Source organism: Aquidulcibacter sp., assembly GCF_049239865.1.
Lineage (GTDB): Bacteria > Pseudomonadota > Alphaproteobacteria > Caulobacterales > Aquidulcibacteraceae > Aquidulcibacter.
In genome coordinates this window covers 22,938-38,490 of sequence record NZ_JBMLTR010000165.1, presented here as the reverse complement: position 1 = coordinate 38,490, position 15,553 = coordinate 22,938, and the positions used below count along the sequence as shown (strand labels likewise).

General features: G+C 56.5%; 11 protein-coding genes. 5 read left to right on the top strand and 6 right to left on the bottom strand.

Going from position 1 to position 15,553, the window contains the following annotated elements:
• Both ggt and ACOVRA_RS11760 read right to left on the bottom strand, forming a co-directional pair.
• A partial coding sequence (gene ggt, locus ACOVRA_RS11765) for a gamma-glutamyltransferase (RefSeq protein WP_421720454.1) occupies nt 1-1,663 on the bottom strand: 1,663 nt, incomplete at its 3' end.
• A gap of 103 nt (nt 1,664-1,766) precedes the next feature.
• Nucleotides 1,767-4,739, bottom strand: a complete 2,973-nt coding sequence (locus ACOVRA_RS11760) for a TonB-dependent receptor domain-containing protein (RefSeq protein WP_421720453.1) — start codon at nt 4,737-4,739, stop codon at nt 1,767-1,769.
• 304 nt (nt 4,740-5,043) lie between these two features.
• Here ACOVRA_RS11760 and ACOVRA_RS11755 point away from each other — a divergent pair, with 304 nt between their 5' ends.
• From ACOVRA_RS11755 to ACOVRA_RS11740, 4 genes are all read left to right on the top strand, one after another.
• Nucleotides 5,044-5,865, top strand: coding sequence for an SDR family NAD(P)-dependent oxidoreductase (locus ACOVRA_RS11755; RefSeq protein ID WP_421720452.1), 822 nt, complete (start codon nt 5,044-5,046; stop codon nt 5,863-5,865).
• A gap of 10 nt (nt 5,866-5,875) precedes the next feature.
• Complete coding sequence (locus ACOVRA_RS11750; protein WP_421720451.1) at nt 5,876-7,441, top strand: GMC oxidoreductase; 1,566 nt, start codon at nt 5,876-5,878, stop codon at nt 7,439-7,441.
• A gap of 84 nt (nt 7,442-7,525) precedes the next feature.
• Nucleotides 7,526-8,410, top strand: a complete 885-nt coding sequence (locus ACOVRA_RS11745) for an AraC family transcriptional regulator (RefSeq protein ID WP_421720450.1) — start codon at nt 7,526-7,528, stop codon at nt 8,408-8,410.
• Complete coding sequence (locus tag ACOVRA_RS11740; protein WP_421720449.1) at nt 8,407-11,046, top strand: alpha-amylase family glycosyl hydrolase; 2,640 nt, start codon at nt 8,407-8,409, stop codon at nt 11,044-11,046. The genes ACOVRA_RS11745 and ACOVRA_RS11740 overlap by 4 nt, the downstream gene beginning before the upstream one ends.
• Here ACOVRA_RS11740 and ACOVRA_RS11735 read toward each other — a convergent pair.
• The 4 genes from ACOVRA_RS11735 to ACOVRA_RS11720 all read right to left on the bottom strand — a co-directional run bounded on the left by ACOVRA_RS11735 (nt 11,038) and on the right by ACOVRA_RS11720 (nt 15,090).
• Nucleotides 11,038-12,702, bottom strand: coding sequence for a formate--tetrahydrofolate ligase (locus ACOVRA_RS11735; RefSeq protein ID WP_421720448.1), 1,665 nt, complete (start codon nt 12,700-12,702; stop codon nt 11,038-11,040). The genes ACOVRA_RS11740 and ACOVRA_RS11735 overlap by 9 nt on opposite strands.
• Before the next feature lie 82 nt (nt 12,703-12,784).
• Nucleotides 12,785-13,249 (bottom strand): DUF3237 domain-containing protein, encoded by a 465-nt coding sequence (locus ACOVRA_RS11730; RefSeq protein WP_421720447.1) that lies wholly within the window; start codon nt 13,247-13,249, stop codon nt 12,785-12,787.
• Nucleotides 13,250-13,303: 54 nt separating this feature from the next.
• On the bottom strand, nt 13,304-14,545 hold the full coding sequence (locus ACOVRA_RS11725) for a dipeptidase (protein ID WP_421720446.1): 1,242 nt from the start codon (nt 14,543-14,545) through the stop codon (nt 13,304-13,306).
• A gap of 149 nt (nt 14,546-14,694) precedes the next feature.
• Nucleotides 14,695-15,090 carry an MAPEG family protein gene (locus ACOVRA_RS11720; RefSeq protein WP_290807277.1) on the bottom strand — a complete coding sequence of 132 codons (396 nt, stop codon included), beginning with the start codon at nt 15,088-15,090 and terminating at the stop codon, nt 14,695-14,697.
• A 193-nt stretch (nt 15,091-15,283) separates the two neighbouring features.
• On the opposite strand from ACOVRA_RS11720, the gene ACOVRA_RS11715 reads away from it, so the two are divergent.
• Nucleotides 15,284-15,502, top strand: a complete 219-nt coding sequence (locus ACOVRA_RS11715; protein ID WP_421720445.1) for a hypothetical protein — start codon at nt 15,284-15,286, stop codon at nt 15,500-15,502.
• The last annotated feature ends 51 nt before the right edge of the window (nt 15,503-15,553 follow it).

Genomic DNA, 15,553 nt, shown 5'->3' with positions numbered 1-15,553 from the left:
TCATGATGGACTGCGCACTGCCCATGGTCTCGTCTGAGGTCACTTTATGGCCCATGCGTTCTAGAAGTGCGACCGTGTCTGGGTTGAAGTTGGGCTCCACCCGAAGCGTATCAGTCCAGCCTTGATAGATGCGCGGCTGATGGGTTGCCTCATCAATGTTCAGCTTGAAGTCGATCACATTGACGATGAGCTGGGTGACGGTGGTGATGATGGTGCTGCCACCGGGCGTGCCTACAACCAACCAGGGCTTGCCATCCTTATAGGCAATCGTCGGCATCATAGTCGACAACATGCGCTTGCCCGGTGCCATCGCGTTCAAGGGGGGCGGCGTGCCGTTCTTTTGCGCCTCAAACGCCCCTTCGTGATCGAAGTTATTCATCTGATTGTTGAGAAGGATACCCGTCCCCTCAATCATCACGCCAGAGCCAAAGTCCGCCCCCAATGTATAAGTGGTGCTGACGACATTGCCGTCCGGATCAGCCACTGAATAATGCGTGGTAGACGGGCTTTCAAAGCGAAGTGGATCGCCCACTGTCAGCTTTTTAACTTCTGAGGCTTGGTTTGGATCAATGTTCTTGGCCCGCTCTTGGCCGTAGGCCTTCGAGATAAAGCCTTGTAGAGGGACCTTGACGAAGTCGGTGTCGCCCAGAACTTCTGTGCGGTCGATATAGGCGCGTTTCATTGCCTCCGACATCAGATGCAATGAACGGGCTGAGCCTGCGCCGGAAGCCTTTAGGTCAAAATTCTCAAGAATATTGAGGATGTTGAGCATGGTAGCACCACCCGCACTGGCAGGAGGTGCAGTCACAATATCGATCCCGCGATAGGTACCACGCAAGGGTGCCCGCTCAACGGGGCGATAGGCGGCGAGGTCCGCATCGGTGATCAAACCATTGTGGCGGGCCATATCGGCTGCAAACTTCTGCGCCACAGGCCCTTTGTAAAACCCATCCGCGCCGCGCTTGGAGATTTGGGTCAGGGTCCAAGCCAAGTCTGGCTGTTTCAAGACCTCACCGGCCTTATAAAGACTGCCATCTGGCTTATAGAAAGCACGCTTAGCCGCTTCGCTGGTCGAGAGGCGTTCTTTCGCCCATTCGAACACAAAGGCTTCGTCTGGCGTGATGACGATACCGTCACGCGCCAAAGCGATAGCCGGGGCCACGACCGCTGCCCAAGGCAGCTTGCCGTGCTTTTGATGGGCTAGATAGAGACCTGCGACTGTGCCGGGCACGGAGGGTGCCAAATACCCCCGGCTGGCGATTGCGCTTTCCTTGCCCGCATTGTCGATGAACATCGCAAGGGTCGCGGCCTTAGGCGCGACAGAGCGGAAGTCGATGAAGTCTTGCTTACCGGTGGCCTGATCATGGATCAGCATAAAGCCGTCGCCGCCAATATTGCCCGCGCGAGGCAAGGTCACTGCAAGCGCAAAACCAATGGCGACCGCAGCATCAACCGCATTACCCCCTTGCGCAATGATGTCGGCCCCAACTTTGGAAGCGGTGGCATTCTGGGTCACGACCATGCCGGATTGGCCGACAACGGGTGAGTGTATGCTGGGATATTCAAGAAGCTGTTTGCGCTGGGCTTGAACGGGTGAGAACACCAGCGAGGCCGAAACAACAACCCCCACAACCAATCGCATCAGGTGAGATGTTTGCTTCATCGCCGCTTCTTTCCCGCTAAAAATTCAACCCTAACAACCAAGACACAAAGGCCTCTTTCAAGCCGTGCACCTGAAAGAGGCCTCTGAAGTGCTTTGCCAGTCCTTAGAAGTCCTTGGACAATTCCAGATAGAACATCCGACCAATTGCGTCATGCAAGGAACCTAAGAAGCCATAGTTAGACGAGCTAAGCGGTGGCTTTTGGTCAAACGCATTGCGTGCGCCAAAGCGGGCCCGATAGCCGTCCTTCCGGTATTGGACATAGGTGTTGACCGTGGTCATGGATTCTAGCTGATAGTTCTGCCCATCGACCAGCAAGGTGCCGGTATCAAAGACAGGACCAACATAGCTGACCAAAGCACCCACACTGATCGGGCCTTTGCGCCAGGTGAGGTTAGCCGTAGCGCGCCACTCTGGATTGCCATTGACCTGAATTTGGCTTCCGGCTTGGGTGATCGTCACACCCGTGCCGAACTTGCCCGCCGCATTGGCGTCGATCAGCTCTTGTTGCAAAGGTGAAGCGGACTGTTGGAATTCAGTCAGTTTCGAGCCGGCCAAATCCAAGCTGAAGTTACCATATTTCTGGGTCTTGAGGTCATAGCTCAAGCCAATGTCGATCCCTTCCAAGGTGCGGGGGCCGAGGTTGAAGTAATCGTCCTGTACGAACGATAGATCGCCAACCACTTGGGTGCCGACAGGGGCCAAGCGCACGACGTTCGGATTGGACTTCCCACTTTGGCGCAACAACAGATCATAGAGGATCTGGTTCTGAGCGCCCTGAATCCCGATGACACCATCGGACTTCAACGACCAAGAATCGATGGTGAAGGTCAAGCCTTTGATCGGCTGGAACACGAGGCCGTAGGAGAAGGTTTCGGCATCTTCTGGCTTCAGCTTTTGGTTGCCGGCGCGCACTTCCAGCGTGCTGACCCCTGTACAAGTCGTGTTGTTCAGGCGGCAAGCGGCAAAGTCGGTCCGTGTGTTGGCGACTTGGGTACCGGCGCTATAGAATTGCGCGAGGTTTGGCGCGCGATAGCTTTGCGACCATGAGCTGCGGAGTTTGAGTGCATCGACAATCACCCAGCTGCCAGCAATCTTTGGCTTCACCACATCGCCGAAATCCGAATAGCTTTCGCCACGGGCGGCTAATTGCAAGTCGATCGACTTAACCAGCGGCACGCCCATTTCTTCTGATACAACCGGAACCGAAAGTTCGCCAAACAAAGCCGAAACCGTGCGATCCGCCTTGACGTCAGGTGCCGGGCTCGCGCCCATAATGTCGGTGCCATAGGTGATGCCACTCACCACATCGGTGTAAGTGATCTTCCCATCGAGGCGAGAGTCGCGATTATCCTGATAGGTTTCCTTGCGAATTTCGACACCGCCGGCAAAGCCAACAGAGCCTGCTGGCAGCTTAAACAGCTCTGCCTTAGAGGCCTTAAAGTCGATCGTGGCCAAGGACGTGGTGCCGATCCGATTGGCATTGACCAAGAAGGATTTGATCGTATCGGCATTGCTGGGGGTAGCATCGCCAAACGAATAGGTCGGCTGCGTTCCGCCATTGAACGGGTTGTAAGCGTCTGGCGTCGACTTGGCCAAAGCCTGTTGGAACAGGGTGTTGCTGATGACGTTGCGGGTCTCGTCGTTCGTGCGCGCCCAAGAATAGGTGACAGCCGATTCCCATTTGAAATCGCGCCAATCCCCGCGCAAGCCTGCCAGACCGCGCACCATGTCGTCGGTCACCACAAAGGTCCGGGGACCGGTATCGACAGGGCGATAGGTTGTGATGCGCAATGCCAAACCGGTTGTTGGCACACCGGTCAGGTTGGCCAAACGGTTAGGATTGGCCACACCATTGATCGTGGTAGCCCCAAAGGGATTGTAGTAATTGGTTGCAGGGATTGAGATCACTGCACTTGAAATTGGGGCCGATTGCTCACGCTGGCCTTCCAGTTCAGCATGATAATAGCCAAGCTCTGAGAAGAACTCCATCGGGCCAATATCTTGGCTGAAGGTACCGAACATGGTGGCACGGTCTAAGCCACCGCGAATGCTGCGATCTGGATTTTCATCATAGCGCAACACGCGGGAGTTCGCGCCCGTGATGGTGCCACTGCGCAGACACAGATTGCCATTGATCACGGTGCTAGAACAACCTGCCGCAAAATTATTGGTAGGCTCGACATGGAACACGCCCGATGCCGTCAGCGCCGTCGTACCTTGGCGCACGATGGTGGACGCAGGAATGACCGTAAATGACCCCCAAGGCGAGGAAGTAGAGCGGTTATCAAACGACGTATCGCCAGCCCAAGGCGTGCCGAACAAGGCGGCGCGATGGTCTTCGCTGGCCGAGAATTCACGTTCGCTCGCCATCAAGGGCGTGCGGTGCGTATAGCTGCCAAACAGCATCAAACGGCCACCGCCTGGGGTCTCAAAGCCTGATTTGATCGAGGCGGTGGATTCTTCGGTCCCGTCGGCAAACGCATGACGGAGATCGGCACGCACGCCCTTATAGCGCTTGTCCAGCACCACATTGACAACACCGGCAACAGCATCTGCACCATAGATTGCCGCGGCACCATCGCGCAGCACTTCGATGCGGCTGATTGCACCCACCGGCAAGGAGTTGGTATTGGCGGTTTGCACGGGCACAAAGTTTTCTGTCTGCGTGCCCGGTGTCAGGATCATGCGGCGGCCATTGAGCAGCACCAATGTGTTGCCCGTGCCGACGCTGCGTAAATTGATCGATGAATTGTCGCCACGCGCGTCGTTCAGATTGCCGGTGGTGCGTGATTCTTGGAACTGAACGTCGCCTGCTTGCGGGATCGAGCGGAACAGATCGTCGCCCGATACACTGCCGACAGCGGCAATCCGCTCAGCTGTCAAAACCGACACTGGTAAGTCGCCAGCGGCCTTTGCGCCTTCGATCCGCGTTCCGACAACCACCACAACCTCGGCCTCTTTTGCGGCCTCTGGCGGTGTTGGTGCAGGTGCAGTTTGTGCAAAAGCTGGTGCAACGTTGGCGAAGGAAAGTGTCGCCAGAATAGTGCAACACAGCATGTTAGACTTCAAAGACATTGGTTTTGGCCCCCCAAAATGATCCGTATGCGAAACACTGATCTTGAGAGTTCCAGTCAGGTTTCAGCACATGCACTGTCAACTGTCGCACCCCTTTTCCGACTTGCCAACCAAAGAAGATGTATTTTCTCGGACTAAGTGCTGAAGTTGACACCGCAGGACATCTAATGCCCGCCCGAGCTCGAAGGCTCAGCATCGGCAATTTGATAGACAATCGAAACACATCACAAACAGCCACATCCCTGTGCATGGGTTGGCAATTCGTTTTAGGGTGGGTTCGCAAGATTACGAGAGGCGATCTACGATGACACAGCCTGCATCTACGCGACGACTCGCCGTCATTACTGGGGCCTCGTCCGGTATTGGCGAAGCGTTTGCCCGTGCCTATGCCAAGCAAGGGGTGGACCTTTGCCTTGTGGCACGCCGCCTCGATCGGCTTGAAGCTTTGGCGCTAGAATTGGCTCAGCAGCATGGCATTGAGGCTTTCGCGGTGCAGGCGGACTTGTCTAAGCCTGATGCCACAGACCGGATCGTCACTGCTTTGGCTGAGCAGGCACGGTCTTGCGATATTTTGATCAATAATGCCGGCTATTCCCTGCCCCAGACTTTTTTGGCTACCAAGGCCCAACAGCAAACCGATTTTGTTGCAGTTCTGGTCACCTCCGTCGTCAGCCTCACCCACGCCCTTCTGCCCGGCATGGTGCAACGCGGCTATGGACGCATCATCAATGTCGCCAGCATGGTTGCCTTTTCCTCAGGCGCGGCTGGCCATACGCTCTACCCGGCAGCCAAGAGCTTTGTGGTGAAAATGACCCAATCGCTCGCTGCTGAAGTTGCCGACAAAGGCGTGTTGGTGACTGCCATCTGCCCCGGCCAAACCGAGAGCGATTTCGCAAAAGCGAATGGCACAGACCAATTAGTCGCCAAGTCCAATCTCTATAAGCAAACAGCCGAAGACGTGGTTGCGATTGCCATGTCCGCCAATGAGGCGGGAAGAGAAGTGGTTGTACCGGGCTGGCCAAATAAACTTGCGGTTGCATTCATGAAAATTCTGCCAGATAGTTGGACGGCGGCTCTCATCCGCCCGCAAGCCAAGAAATTTGCCCTACCCGACCCTACAGCCTAACGAGACGACTATGCCCCATTATGACATTCTGATCATCGGTTCCGGCGCCGGGGGCGCAAGCTTTGCCCAAGCTTTGGCGGGCACAGGGAAGTCAATTCTGATCCTCGAACGCGGCGAACATCTGCCCGTTGACCGTGAAAATTGGGACCCTCGACGGGTCTTTGTTGATCGAATTTATCGCACGGACGAGCAATGGACAGACAAGGAAGATAAGCCCTTTACGCCCAATACCCATTACTGGGTCGGCGGCAATACGAGTTTCTATGGCGCCGCCTTGATGCGCTTTAAACCTTTGGACTTTGAACGACTGGAGCATTTTGACGGTATTAGCCCAGCATGGCCAGTCAATTACGAAGACATGCGCCCTTGGTATGAGGTGGCTGAGCGTGTGTGGGAGGTTCATGGCGAACGCGGCATTGACCCCACAGATGACCCAAATGACCCGCCCTACCCGTTTCCTGCCTTAACCCATGATCCCGGCATGATCCGGCTCAAAGAGCATTTTGAAGACTTAGGCTGGACACCTTCGCCTCTGCCTTTGGGGATACGCCGTGATGATGCTAATCCGCGTGCTGGCAAATGTGTACGCTGCAAAACGTGCGGGGGCTTCCCGTGTCGGCTGCTCGCCAAAGTGGATGCACGCACTGCCGCGCTACAGCCTTTAGAGGCCGCCCCCAACGTCACGCTTTTGGCGGGCTATAAGGTTCTAGAACTCAAGACGGACGCGAGCGGCAGAAAAGTCACCGAAGTGGTGGCCTCTGGGCCAGATGGGGAAGTGTCGTTTTCGGCCGATTACGTCGCTTTGGCTGCGGGTGCCGCCAATTCTGCAGCCCTGCTCTTAAAGTCTACTAGCCCCCAACATCCCAATGGCCTCGCCAATAGCTCAGACCAAGTTGGCCGCAATTACATGTATCACACCACTTCGGCTGTGATCTCGGTGGCGCTATCGCATTTCGATTCCAGCTTCCCGAAGACCTTGTGCGTCAATGATTTCTATTATGGCGACTCCGAAGAAGAATTCCCCTTCCCAATGGGGCAAATCCAGATGTTGGAATATATGTCCGGTCAGACGTTGGAAGGCCAATTGGCGGACTTCATCAGCCCTAACCTGCTCCCCGACTCCTTCATGGACGCCCTGGCCGAACGCATGGTCAGCTTCCTTGTCATGTCAGAAGACCTACCATTGCCGCACAATCGGGTTACGCTGAACGAGAATGGCGGCATCAAACTTTCCTATACCGAAGGTGATTTGACGGCCCACAAAAAGTTAGTCGAGAAACTTGAGACTGGCCTTAGCGGCTTCACGCGTGAGCGGTCTTCGCTGTTTGAGACCAATTTCACCATTGACCAAGAACTGCCGCTTTACGGTACCGCCCATCAATGTGGGACCCTGCGCATGGGCGATGATCCTGCAACTTCGGTGGTCGACAAATGGTGCAAGGCGCATGATTTAGAGAATCTCTATGTCGTGGATGCGAGCGTTTTTGTGTCGTCCGCAGCCGTGAATCCGACCTTGACCATTGTTGCCAATGCGCTGCGCGTGGGCGACCATTTGGCGCGAAAGTTGATGGGCTAGAAGCGGGCGGCCGAGCCGTCGGTTCACAACCTCGTCAGGGTGCCCAATCTTGCACCACGCTTCAATTCAAGCCATGGTGGTCCCATGCCGCTGCGTCATCTCTGTGAACCCGTCGAATTAGCCCCGGGCATGACCGTATGGGCCGAAAGGGTTAATCATGGCGCCGAAGCGCCAAGCCTAGACCGCTTTCCCCATTATCATAGCGTCGCAGAATTGGTGATTTTCGAGTCTGGGAATGGCTCATTCTGGCTCGATGGCGAGGAGACGGAACTGCACCCCGGTTGCGTGGTCTATGTGCCGCCCATGTGTCACCATGACTATATGTTCAGTCCGGGCGAGAAATCCTGGGTCTTGGTGCAATTGGATGCGGATACGGTTCAAGCGCTCGCCCAAGCGCTACCGGAACTGGATTTGGCGCGCCCTTTCTATGGTGTCCCAACCGAGAGCCAAGCCAAACAGCTCAACACACTCTGTAACCTTTTGTTGGACACCACCCAGTCAAGCCCGCAGTCCGCCATCGTGACCCGCACAGCGGAACTCATCGTCTGGGCCGCACATGCAACCCGTGTGGCACCAGCCCCCGCACAAGGCAAAGGCCAACAAGTGGCGCTTCCCGTCGACCGCCTGCGCCCAGCGCTCGACGCGCTGCGCGCTCAGCCTGGCAAGGAGTGGACGTTGGAGCAAATGGCCTCGCTCTGTCACATGTCGGCCAATTATTTTTCGCGGCGCTTTGCGGAAATCATGGGCATGAGCTTGACTGTCTATATGCGGGTTTACCGCTTGCAATTGGCAGCCCGGCGGCTGGTACAAGGGCGAGAGCCTATTGGGATCATTGCCCAAGACGCAGGATTTGCGAGCCCAGCCCATTTTGCTTTCCAGTTCAAACAAAGGTTTGGACTAACCCCGCGCGCTTACCGACAAGCCGGCCAGACGCGCAGCTTACCTCAGCCCATAAGGACATCTGCATGACCCCTCGTTCGCCCCTCAAAGGCTTGAGCCTTGCTGCTTTGACTTGGGCATGCGTGGCAGGTAGCGGCGCGAGTGCACAGACGACCGGCCCCTTGCACGTGCCCTCGCCAGATTGGCGCGATCAGGTGATTTATTTCGTCATGACCGACCGCTTTGAGGAGGGGGACCCCAGCAATAACAACCAAGGCAAGGGTGAGTTTGACCCCGCACAAAGGGGACGTTTTTCAGGCGGTGACCTTAAAGGCGTGGAAAAGCGCTTGGACTATATTCAGGGCCTTGGCGCAACTTCGGTCTGGGTGACGCCACCTGTCGAGAACCAATGGCTGGACCCCGCAACGGGCTATGGTGGCTATCATGGCTATTGGGCCAGCAATCTCAAGGCGATTGATCGGCATTTAGGGTCGCTGAAAGACTATCAAAGCCTGTCGCGTGCGCTGCACGGAAAGGGGATGTATTTGATTCAGGATATTGTCCTCAATCATACGGGCAATTTCTTCAATTATGGATCGGAGTCTGACCCAAAGGATCCGACCAAGGGCTATGTCCCTTACCCGAACTCCGTGCCAATGGCGGCACCCACGCAATATCCGTTCTCTCTCAATGACCCCCGCCGCAAGGCGGACCGTGAAGCCGGGATCTACCACTGGACCCCGGACATCAAAAACCTTTCCGAGCGCGATCAAGAGCTCAATTACCAATTGAGCGGCTTGGATGACCTAAACACCGAAAACCCAGTCGTGAAGCGGGCCTTGCGCGATTCCTATGCGCATTGGATCAAAGAAGCTGGGGTCGATGGCTTCCGCGTGGATACGATCTTTTACGTCCCGCCCGAGCTTATGACCGACTTCATGTATAGCAAGGACCCGAAAGCGCCGGGGATTGCAGAGATAGCCCGGCGGACAGGTCGCGAAAACTTCCATGTCTTCGGTGAAGGCTTTGGCATGGATCGCCGTTTTGAGGACAAGGTCGCGCGGCGGGTCAATAGCTATATGGTCGGCCCACAGGGCGAGGCCCGTTCGCCCGGCATGATCAATTTCCCGCTCTATGGCACGGCGACCGACGTCTTTGCACGTGGGAGACCGCCCGCGGAGTTGGCCTATCGGATTGAAAATATGATGGCGCTACACCAGCGGCCACATCTAATGCCAACCTTTCTCGACAATCACGATGTCGACCGCTTTTTGAGTGGCGGGACAGAAACGGGCTTGCGTCAAAACTTGCTGATGTTGATGACTTTGCCCGGTATCCCAGTCATCTATTATGGCACGGAGCAAGGCTTCACCGTGCAGCGCGCGGCCATGTTTGCTGAAGGGTGGGGGTCTGGCGGGCGCGATCATTTCGACACGACGAGCCCGCTTTATCGCTATATTGCCAGCCTCACCAAATTGCGGCGCGAGAACCGCGTCTTGTCGCGTGGCACACCCAAAGTTTTGGCGGGGGAAGCTGCTGGCGCTGGGGCGCTGGTCTATCTGATGCAGGATGGCGGCGAGACCTTATTGGTGGCCATGAATACGGCAGACCATCCCGTGCTTTTGGATAATCTCGACATTGGCCAAGGCGCAGGTACCGTGCTTCAGCCGCTTTTTGCCATGGACGGCAAAAAGCCACTCTTGGTGGTTGGACAAAATCAACGGCTGACAACCGAACTTGGCGCGCATGCTGGGACCGTTTGGCGTGTCTCTAAGGCACCACCGCTTAGCCTGAAGGCGACCTCGAACAGCTTGAGCTTAGACCCATTGCCACAAGGCCCGATCACGGAGCCGATTTTGATGGTGCCGGGGCAAGCAAGCCCCGGGGAGACCATTAAGCTCGTGCTCGACGGCAATTTGGGCGATGCACAATCTGTCCAAGCTGACGCCTCAGGGCGCTGGACCGCGAAAATCTCCACCGCAGCCTTTGTTGATGAGACCATCACCCACCGGGTGACGGCCTATGCTGCAAAGACGGGTCAAGCCTCAAATGCGGGCACGTTCAGCGTTCGCCCCGCTTGGAACCTTCGTAATGAAATCTCCGATCCTGCTGGTGACGATACAGGGCCACCGGGTTCAAGCTATAGCTACCCAACTGATCCCAGCTTTGCCGAGCCAACCATGGACTTGCGCGGGGTACGGGCCTCAACCGCTGGCGGTGCGTTGAAGCTGGAGATTCATGTTGGTGCGATCAGCCAAGTTTGGAGTCCACAAAATGGCTTTGACCATTTAAGCCTGACTGGCTTCATCCAATTGCCGGGGCAGTCGGATACAGGCGCGCGCGTCATGCCGAACCAGCGCGGTGATCTGCCCGATGGCATGCATTGGCATTACCGCTTCCGCGCCCATGGTTGGACCAATGCGCTGTTCAGCCATGTTGGAGCCAGTGCCACCCAAGAAGGCACAAAGACAGGCCCTGCCCCCAGCATTTCGGTCGATAAGGAAGCCAAGCGGATTACGCTCATCTTTCCAAGCTCAAGCTTTGGCGACCAAGCGGACTTAACCGGCGCGAAGCTGTATCTGACGACGTGGGACTATGATGCCGCCTATCGTGCCCTAGAGCCCACAGCCGGGGCCTATATTTTCGGCGGCGCCAAGTCGTCGAGCGGTCCCAAAATCATGGATGCCATCGGCCCATTCTCGATTGGAGCCGCGCCTTCAAAATAGGCCAGTGATGTGACGGTCCGCGTCCACCCCGATGGCTTCGGCGGCGGGGGTTTTGGGCAGGCCCGGCATCGTCATGATGTCGCCGCATAAGGCCACGACAAAGCCTGCCCCCGCGCACAGCCGCACATCGCGGACGGTGACGACATGGCCTTGCGCCGCGCCCAAGACTGTCGGGTCAGTCGAGAAGCTATATTGGGTTTTGGCCATACAAACGGGAAGATGGCCAAAGCCTGCCTCTTGCCAGCGGCGCAACTTTGTCAAAGCGGCCTTGTCGATCACGACTTCTGCGGCTCGATAGATTTCTTTGGCGACGGTCTCAATCTTGGCGCTCAAAGGCAAGGCGTCAGCATAAAGTGGCTGAAAGCGCGCACTGTCTGCCGCCACCAGTTCAACCACCGCTTGGGCTAGTTCTTGCGTGCCCGCACCCCCGTCGGCCCAGTGACGACAGAGAATGGCGCGGCTACCATGGCCATTCGCAAACGCCTCGACAGCGGCAATCTCCTCGGCTGAATCTTGCACGAAATGATTGATCGCCACCAAGGTCGGCACGCCAAAGCGGGCGAGATTTTCCAGATGCTGGCCGAGATTGGCGCAACCGCGAATGAGAGCGTCAACATCGGTTCGACCGAGGTCGGACTTAGCCACCCCACCATTCATCTTCAACGAACGGATGGTGGTAACCACGACGACCGCTTTGGGGCTGAGGCCAGCTTTGCGGCATTTAATGTCAAAGAATTTCTCAGCCCCAAGGTCTGCCCCAAAGCCTGCTTCGGTCACAACAAAGTCGGCTAGCCCCATGGCAGTCTTGGTGGCGACGACACTGTTACAGCCATGGGCGATGTTGGCAAACGGTCCGCCATGGATCAGGGCTGGATTGCCCTCCAGAGTCTGTACCAAATTGGGCTCAAACGCCTCTTTCAACAAAGCCGTCATGGCACCGTCGGCCTTTAAATCCGCGCAGGTGACAGGGCTGTGGTCCTTCCGATAGGCGACAATGATTGCGCCAAGGCGGGCTCGAAGGTCCGCCAAATCCGTTGCCAAGCAAAAGATCGCCATCACTTCGGAAGCAACGGTGATGTCAAAGCCCGTCTCGACCGGCTGACCATTGCCGCCAAGCGACGTGACGATAGAGCGAAGCGCGCGGTCATTCATGTCCATCACGCGCCGCCATACGACTTTGCGCGGATCAATCCCCAGCGCATTGCCCCAATAGAGATGATTATCGACCATGGCAGCCAACAGATTGTGAGCTGCCGTAATGGCGTGGAAGTCGCCGGTGAAATGCAAGTTGATTTCATCCATCGGGATAACTTGGGCGTGGCCGCCCCCTGTCGCGCCGCCCTTTTGCCCAAAGCAGGGGCCGAGTGAGGGTTCGCGGAGACAAATGGCCACTGACTTGCCGAGCCGTGCCAGCCCATCGCCCAGACCGATTGTGGTAGTGGTTTTGCCTTCGCCAGCCGGGGTCGGGCTCATGGCGGTAACGAGAATAAGTGCTGCTTGCTGTGATCGCTGGCTCACGGCCAAACGGGCGGTGTCTAGCTTGGCCTTGGTGCGACCATAGGGGATCAAGGCGTCGGCTGGAATGCCAATCTTAGCTGCCACTTCGACCAATGGCTTTGGTGTCGCGGCTTGAGCGATTTCAATATCAGTTGGCAATGTCCGGCCCCTTCGCACTACGGCAATTTGGCCTCGCTAATGCCATTGGCATCTGCTTGTAAAGCCATGGCTCCAGCGCAGATTAGAGGACTTCAAAGATTTGATAGACGACGCCCGTAGCTTCTTGGGTACCGACGCCAATACCAATCATGTCGTTCAGCCAGTCATATTGTGCTGCACCAGTCTCAAAGCGCGTGACGGTGCGCAGATTAAACGCCTCCGGCGACAGGGTCTCGCCCTTCTTAAACCGCACCATGTCCTCGGCTGATGCGCGCAATGCGCCCTGATAGGTTAGGTAGATCAAAGCGCCATCATCGGTCTTCAACGTCAAGCGCACATCAACCAGCATGCGATCTTCACCGCGATAGAGCGCCCAGTCTGCGCCGCCGGGGAGCACGTCGCCCGTCAAGCGTGGCCCCTCAAACCTGCCGCCCAGAACCGGCGCAATCAAGCGATTGCCTTGAGGTGTCTTGCCGATCCGCGCCATGGCAGCAAAATCAACTTGAAGACGGAGGGCGGTCAGGAATTGGCTGTTCAATTGGGTCATGAGGACTTTCTAGCCGCATCGGCCGGTTTGGCCAAGGCACTGGCCCGTATCGCTTCACTTCTGCGCTTTGGCTTCGACTTCCCGCATGACGCGCAGCACATTGCCGCCCCAAATCTTGGCGATATCTTCTTCTGAATAGCCCTCTGCCATCAAGGCCTGGGTGATCTTCCAAACCTTGGACGCATCTTCGAGGCCGACGACACCGCCACCGCCATCCCAATCAAGGCCAATCCCGACATGGTCGACGCCAATCAGTTTAATGGCATGGAGGAGATGGGCCATGAAGTCGTCAAAGGTCGCGCGATTTTCAGGAAATTCCGCATCCAAGCGCACGCGGGCTTGGCGGAAGGCCTCTTGATCTGCTTGGCTACGGCTGGCGAGATTGGGATAAGCGGCGCTAAGTTTTGCAAGCGCTTCGCGCCGCTCTGGCGATTGTGGCAAGGCTTTCAGATAAGCACCAAAAGCATTCATCTGGATCACCCCACCTTTTGCGGCCAAGGCCTTGAGGCGGTCGTCGTCCAGATTACGCGGGTGGTCGTAAATCGCCTTGCAGCCACTGTGCGAAGCGATGATGGGGGCGGTCGACAGCTCCAGCATCTGGTCGAGTACTAGGTCAGATGCATGCGACTGGTCGAGGATCATGCCTAAACGATTGGCCTCTGCCACCAATTGCTTGCCAAGCGGGCTAAGCCCACCCCATTCTGCCTTGTCGGTTGAACTGTCAGCCCAGTCATTGGTGGCGAAGTGAACTGGCCCAACAAGGCGCACGCCCAGCTTATAATAGGTCTGCAGCAGCGACACATCCTTGGCCAAAGGATAGGAATTCTCAATCGACATAAAGACGACGCGCTTGCCTTCGGCAGCAATCTTGGCCGCATCATCGGCTTTCAAGGCAAGGCCAAAGACCTTGGGGCTTCGCGCGAGCATCTCGCGGATAACAACGGCGCGCATCAGGCCTGCATCGCGGGCGGCGTTGAGGCCTTCGGGCGTGCGCGGACCTTGGGCCGTATAAATCACCCAGAAACCACCATCGAGACCGCCCTCTTTCATGCGCGGCACATCGACTTGGGCAAAGGCCGTCTTCCAATCATTATGCTTTAAGATATCAAAGCCCGGGCGGGCGACCACTGCCGGAGTATCGAGATGGGTATCGAGCGTCAAAATCCGCTCATGTAAAGCCCGTGCAGCCCGCTCAGTCGGCAAAGTCTTGGCGAACGCCGGTTGGCACAGGAGCGCCGCAAAGCTGACACTAGCAAAAACAAAACTGGCTTGGCGAAGGGCATGTGCGCGCATCATCCTGTTTCCGTCATCTGATCAAGCAAGGGATTACAGGCGATCTTGCGCGTCTTGTCCGGCTTGTCGAGTCAGACACGACGCGGGCGGTGCAGCGCGCATCCAGCGCCCACGAATAAGGCGCTGAATGCTGCTGAGTTGGTGTCGTACGCTCAGCCCAAGAGTAAAGGCACGATGACCATGCCAAGACCGATCGTGGCACCGATCCACACCAAGGAACGAATGGTCTTCACGCCATAGGCGTAAAGTGGCACGTAAATGATCCGGCCAATCAGATAGATATGGGCACCCAAAACGGTGATCGTATTCTCTTTACCAGCCGCAACCGCGATCAAAACGGCTGCAATAAACAGCGGTAAGGTCTCATACAGATTGTCCTGTGCCCTGCGCAAACGCTCTGCCATGGGCGAAAGCGGTGGCATGCTTTCATCACGGGCACCCATATTCCATTTCAAGCCATATTGGCCGGTCCGTGCGACATCAAACAACAGAATTTGAACAAAGGCCAAGACCAGCGTCCAAGCCAAAACGGTCAAAAGTGGTGTCATTTTGTATTTCCCTCCCCAGAATTCCGCCCATTTTGAGCGTCTTGTCCGCATAGGATGCCAATGTGACGGCAGCGTCAAGGAAAGCGACAGGCTTTGGCTGCAAGCCCAGCTATCCACACCCCGATGTCGCAATGCAGCCTCTTTAGAGCACTTAGCACTTGCAAAAGAACAAAATAGGAACATAGTGCTGCCCATGGTTGCACGTTCTTATCTTGGCCTTCTTGCCCCTGAGCAGGATTTCGAGCGCCTGCGCGCGTATCGCGATCAACTCTTGACCATGGCGCAAGCCTATCGGCCGGGCGGCGCGGAATATATGGCGCTGTCGCGCGCCGTCATGGCTTTGGATGAAGCAGCCGGGACAGTGATGAATAAGCCGAGCTTCTATCAAAGCCGCCTGCACAAAACGACCTGAGGCCCGCCCCCCGGATTTACAGGCACGCCTATACATAGATAAAATTTATTG

What these genes read in the sequence shown, in the direction of transcription:
- ACOVRA_RS11760 (WP_421720453.1), bottom strand. Translation starts at nt 4,739, where the DNA reads ATGTCTTTGAAGTCTAACATGCTGTGTTGCACTATTCTGGCGACACTT.
- ACOVRA_RS11755 (WP_421720452.1), top strand. Translation starts at nt 5,044, where the DNA reads ATGACACAGCCTGCATCTACGCGACGACTCGCCGTCATTACTGGGGCC.
- ACOVRA_RS11750 (WP_421720451.1), top strand. Translation starts at nt 5,876, where the DNA reads ATGCCCCATTATGACATTCTGATCATCGGTTCCGGCGCCGGGGGCGCA.
- ACOVRA_RS11745 (WP_421720450.1), top strand. Translation starts at nt 7,526, where the DNA reads ATGCCGCTGCGTCATCTCTGTGAACCCGTCGAATTAGCCCCGGGCATG.
- ACOVRA_RS11740 (WP_421720449.1), top strand. Translation starts at nt 8,407, where the DNA reads ATGACCCCTCGTTCGCCCCTCAAAGGCTTGAGCCTTGCTGCTTTGACT.
- ACOVRA_RS11730 (WP_421720447.1), bottom strand. Translation starts at nt 13,249, where the DNA reads ATGACCCAATTGAACAGCCAATTCCTGACCGCCCTCCGTCTTCAAGTT.
- ACOVRA_RS11725 (WP_421720446.1), bottom strand. Translation starts at nt 14,545, where the DNA reads ATGATGCGCGCACATGCCCTTCGCCAAGCCAGTTTTGTTTTTGCTAGT.
- ACOVRA_RS11720 (WP_290807277.1), bottom strand. Translation starts at nt 15,090, where the DNA reads ATGACACCACTTTTGACCGTTTTGGCTTGGACGCTGGTCTTGGCCTTT.
- ACOVRA_RS11715 (WP_421720445.1), top strand. Translation starts at nt 15,284, where the DNA reads ATGGTTGCACGTTCTTATCTTGGCCTTCTTGCCCCTGAGCAGGATTTC.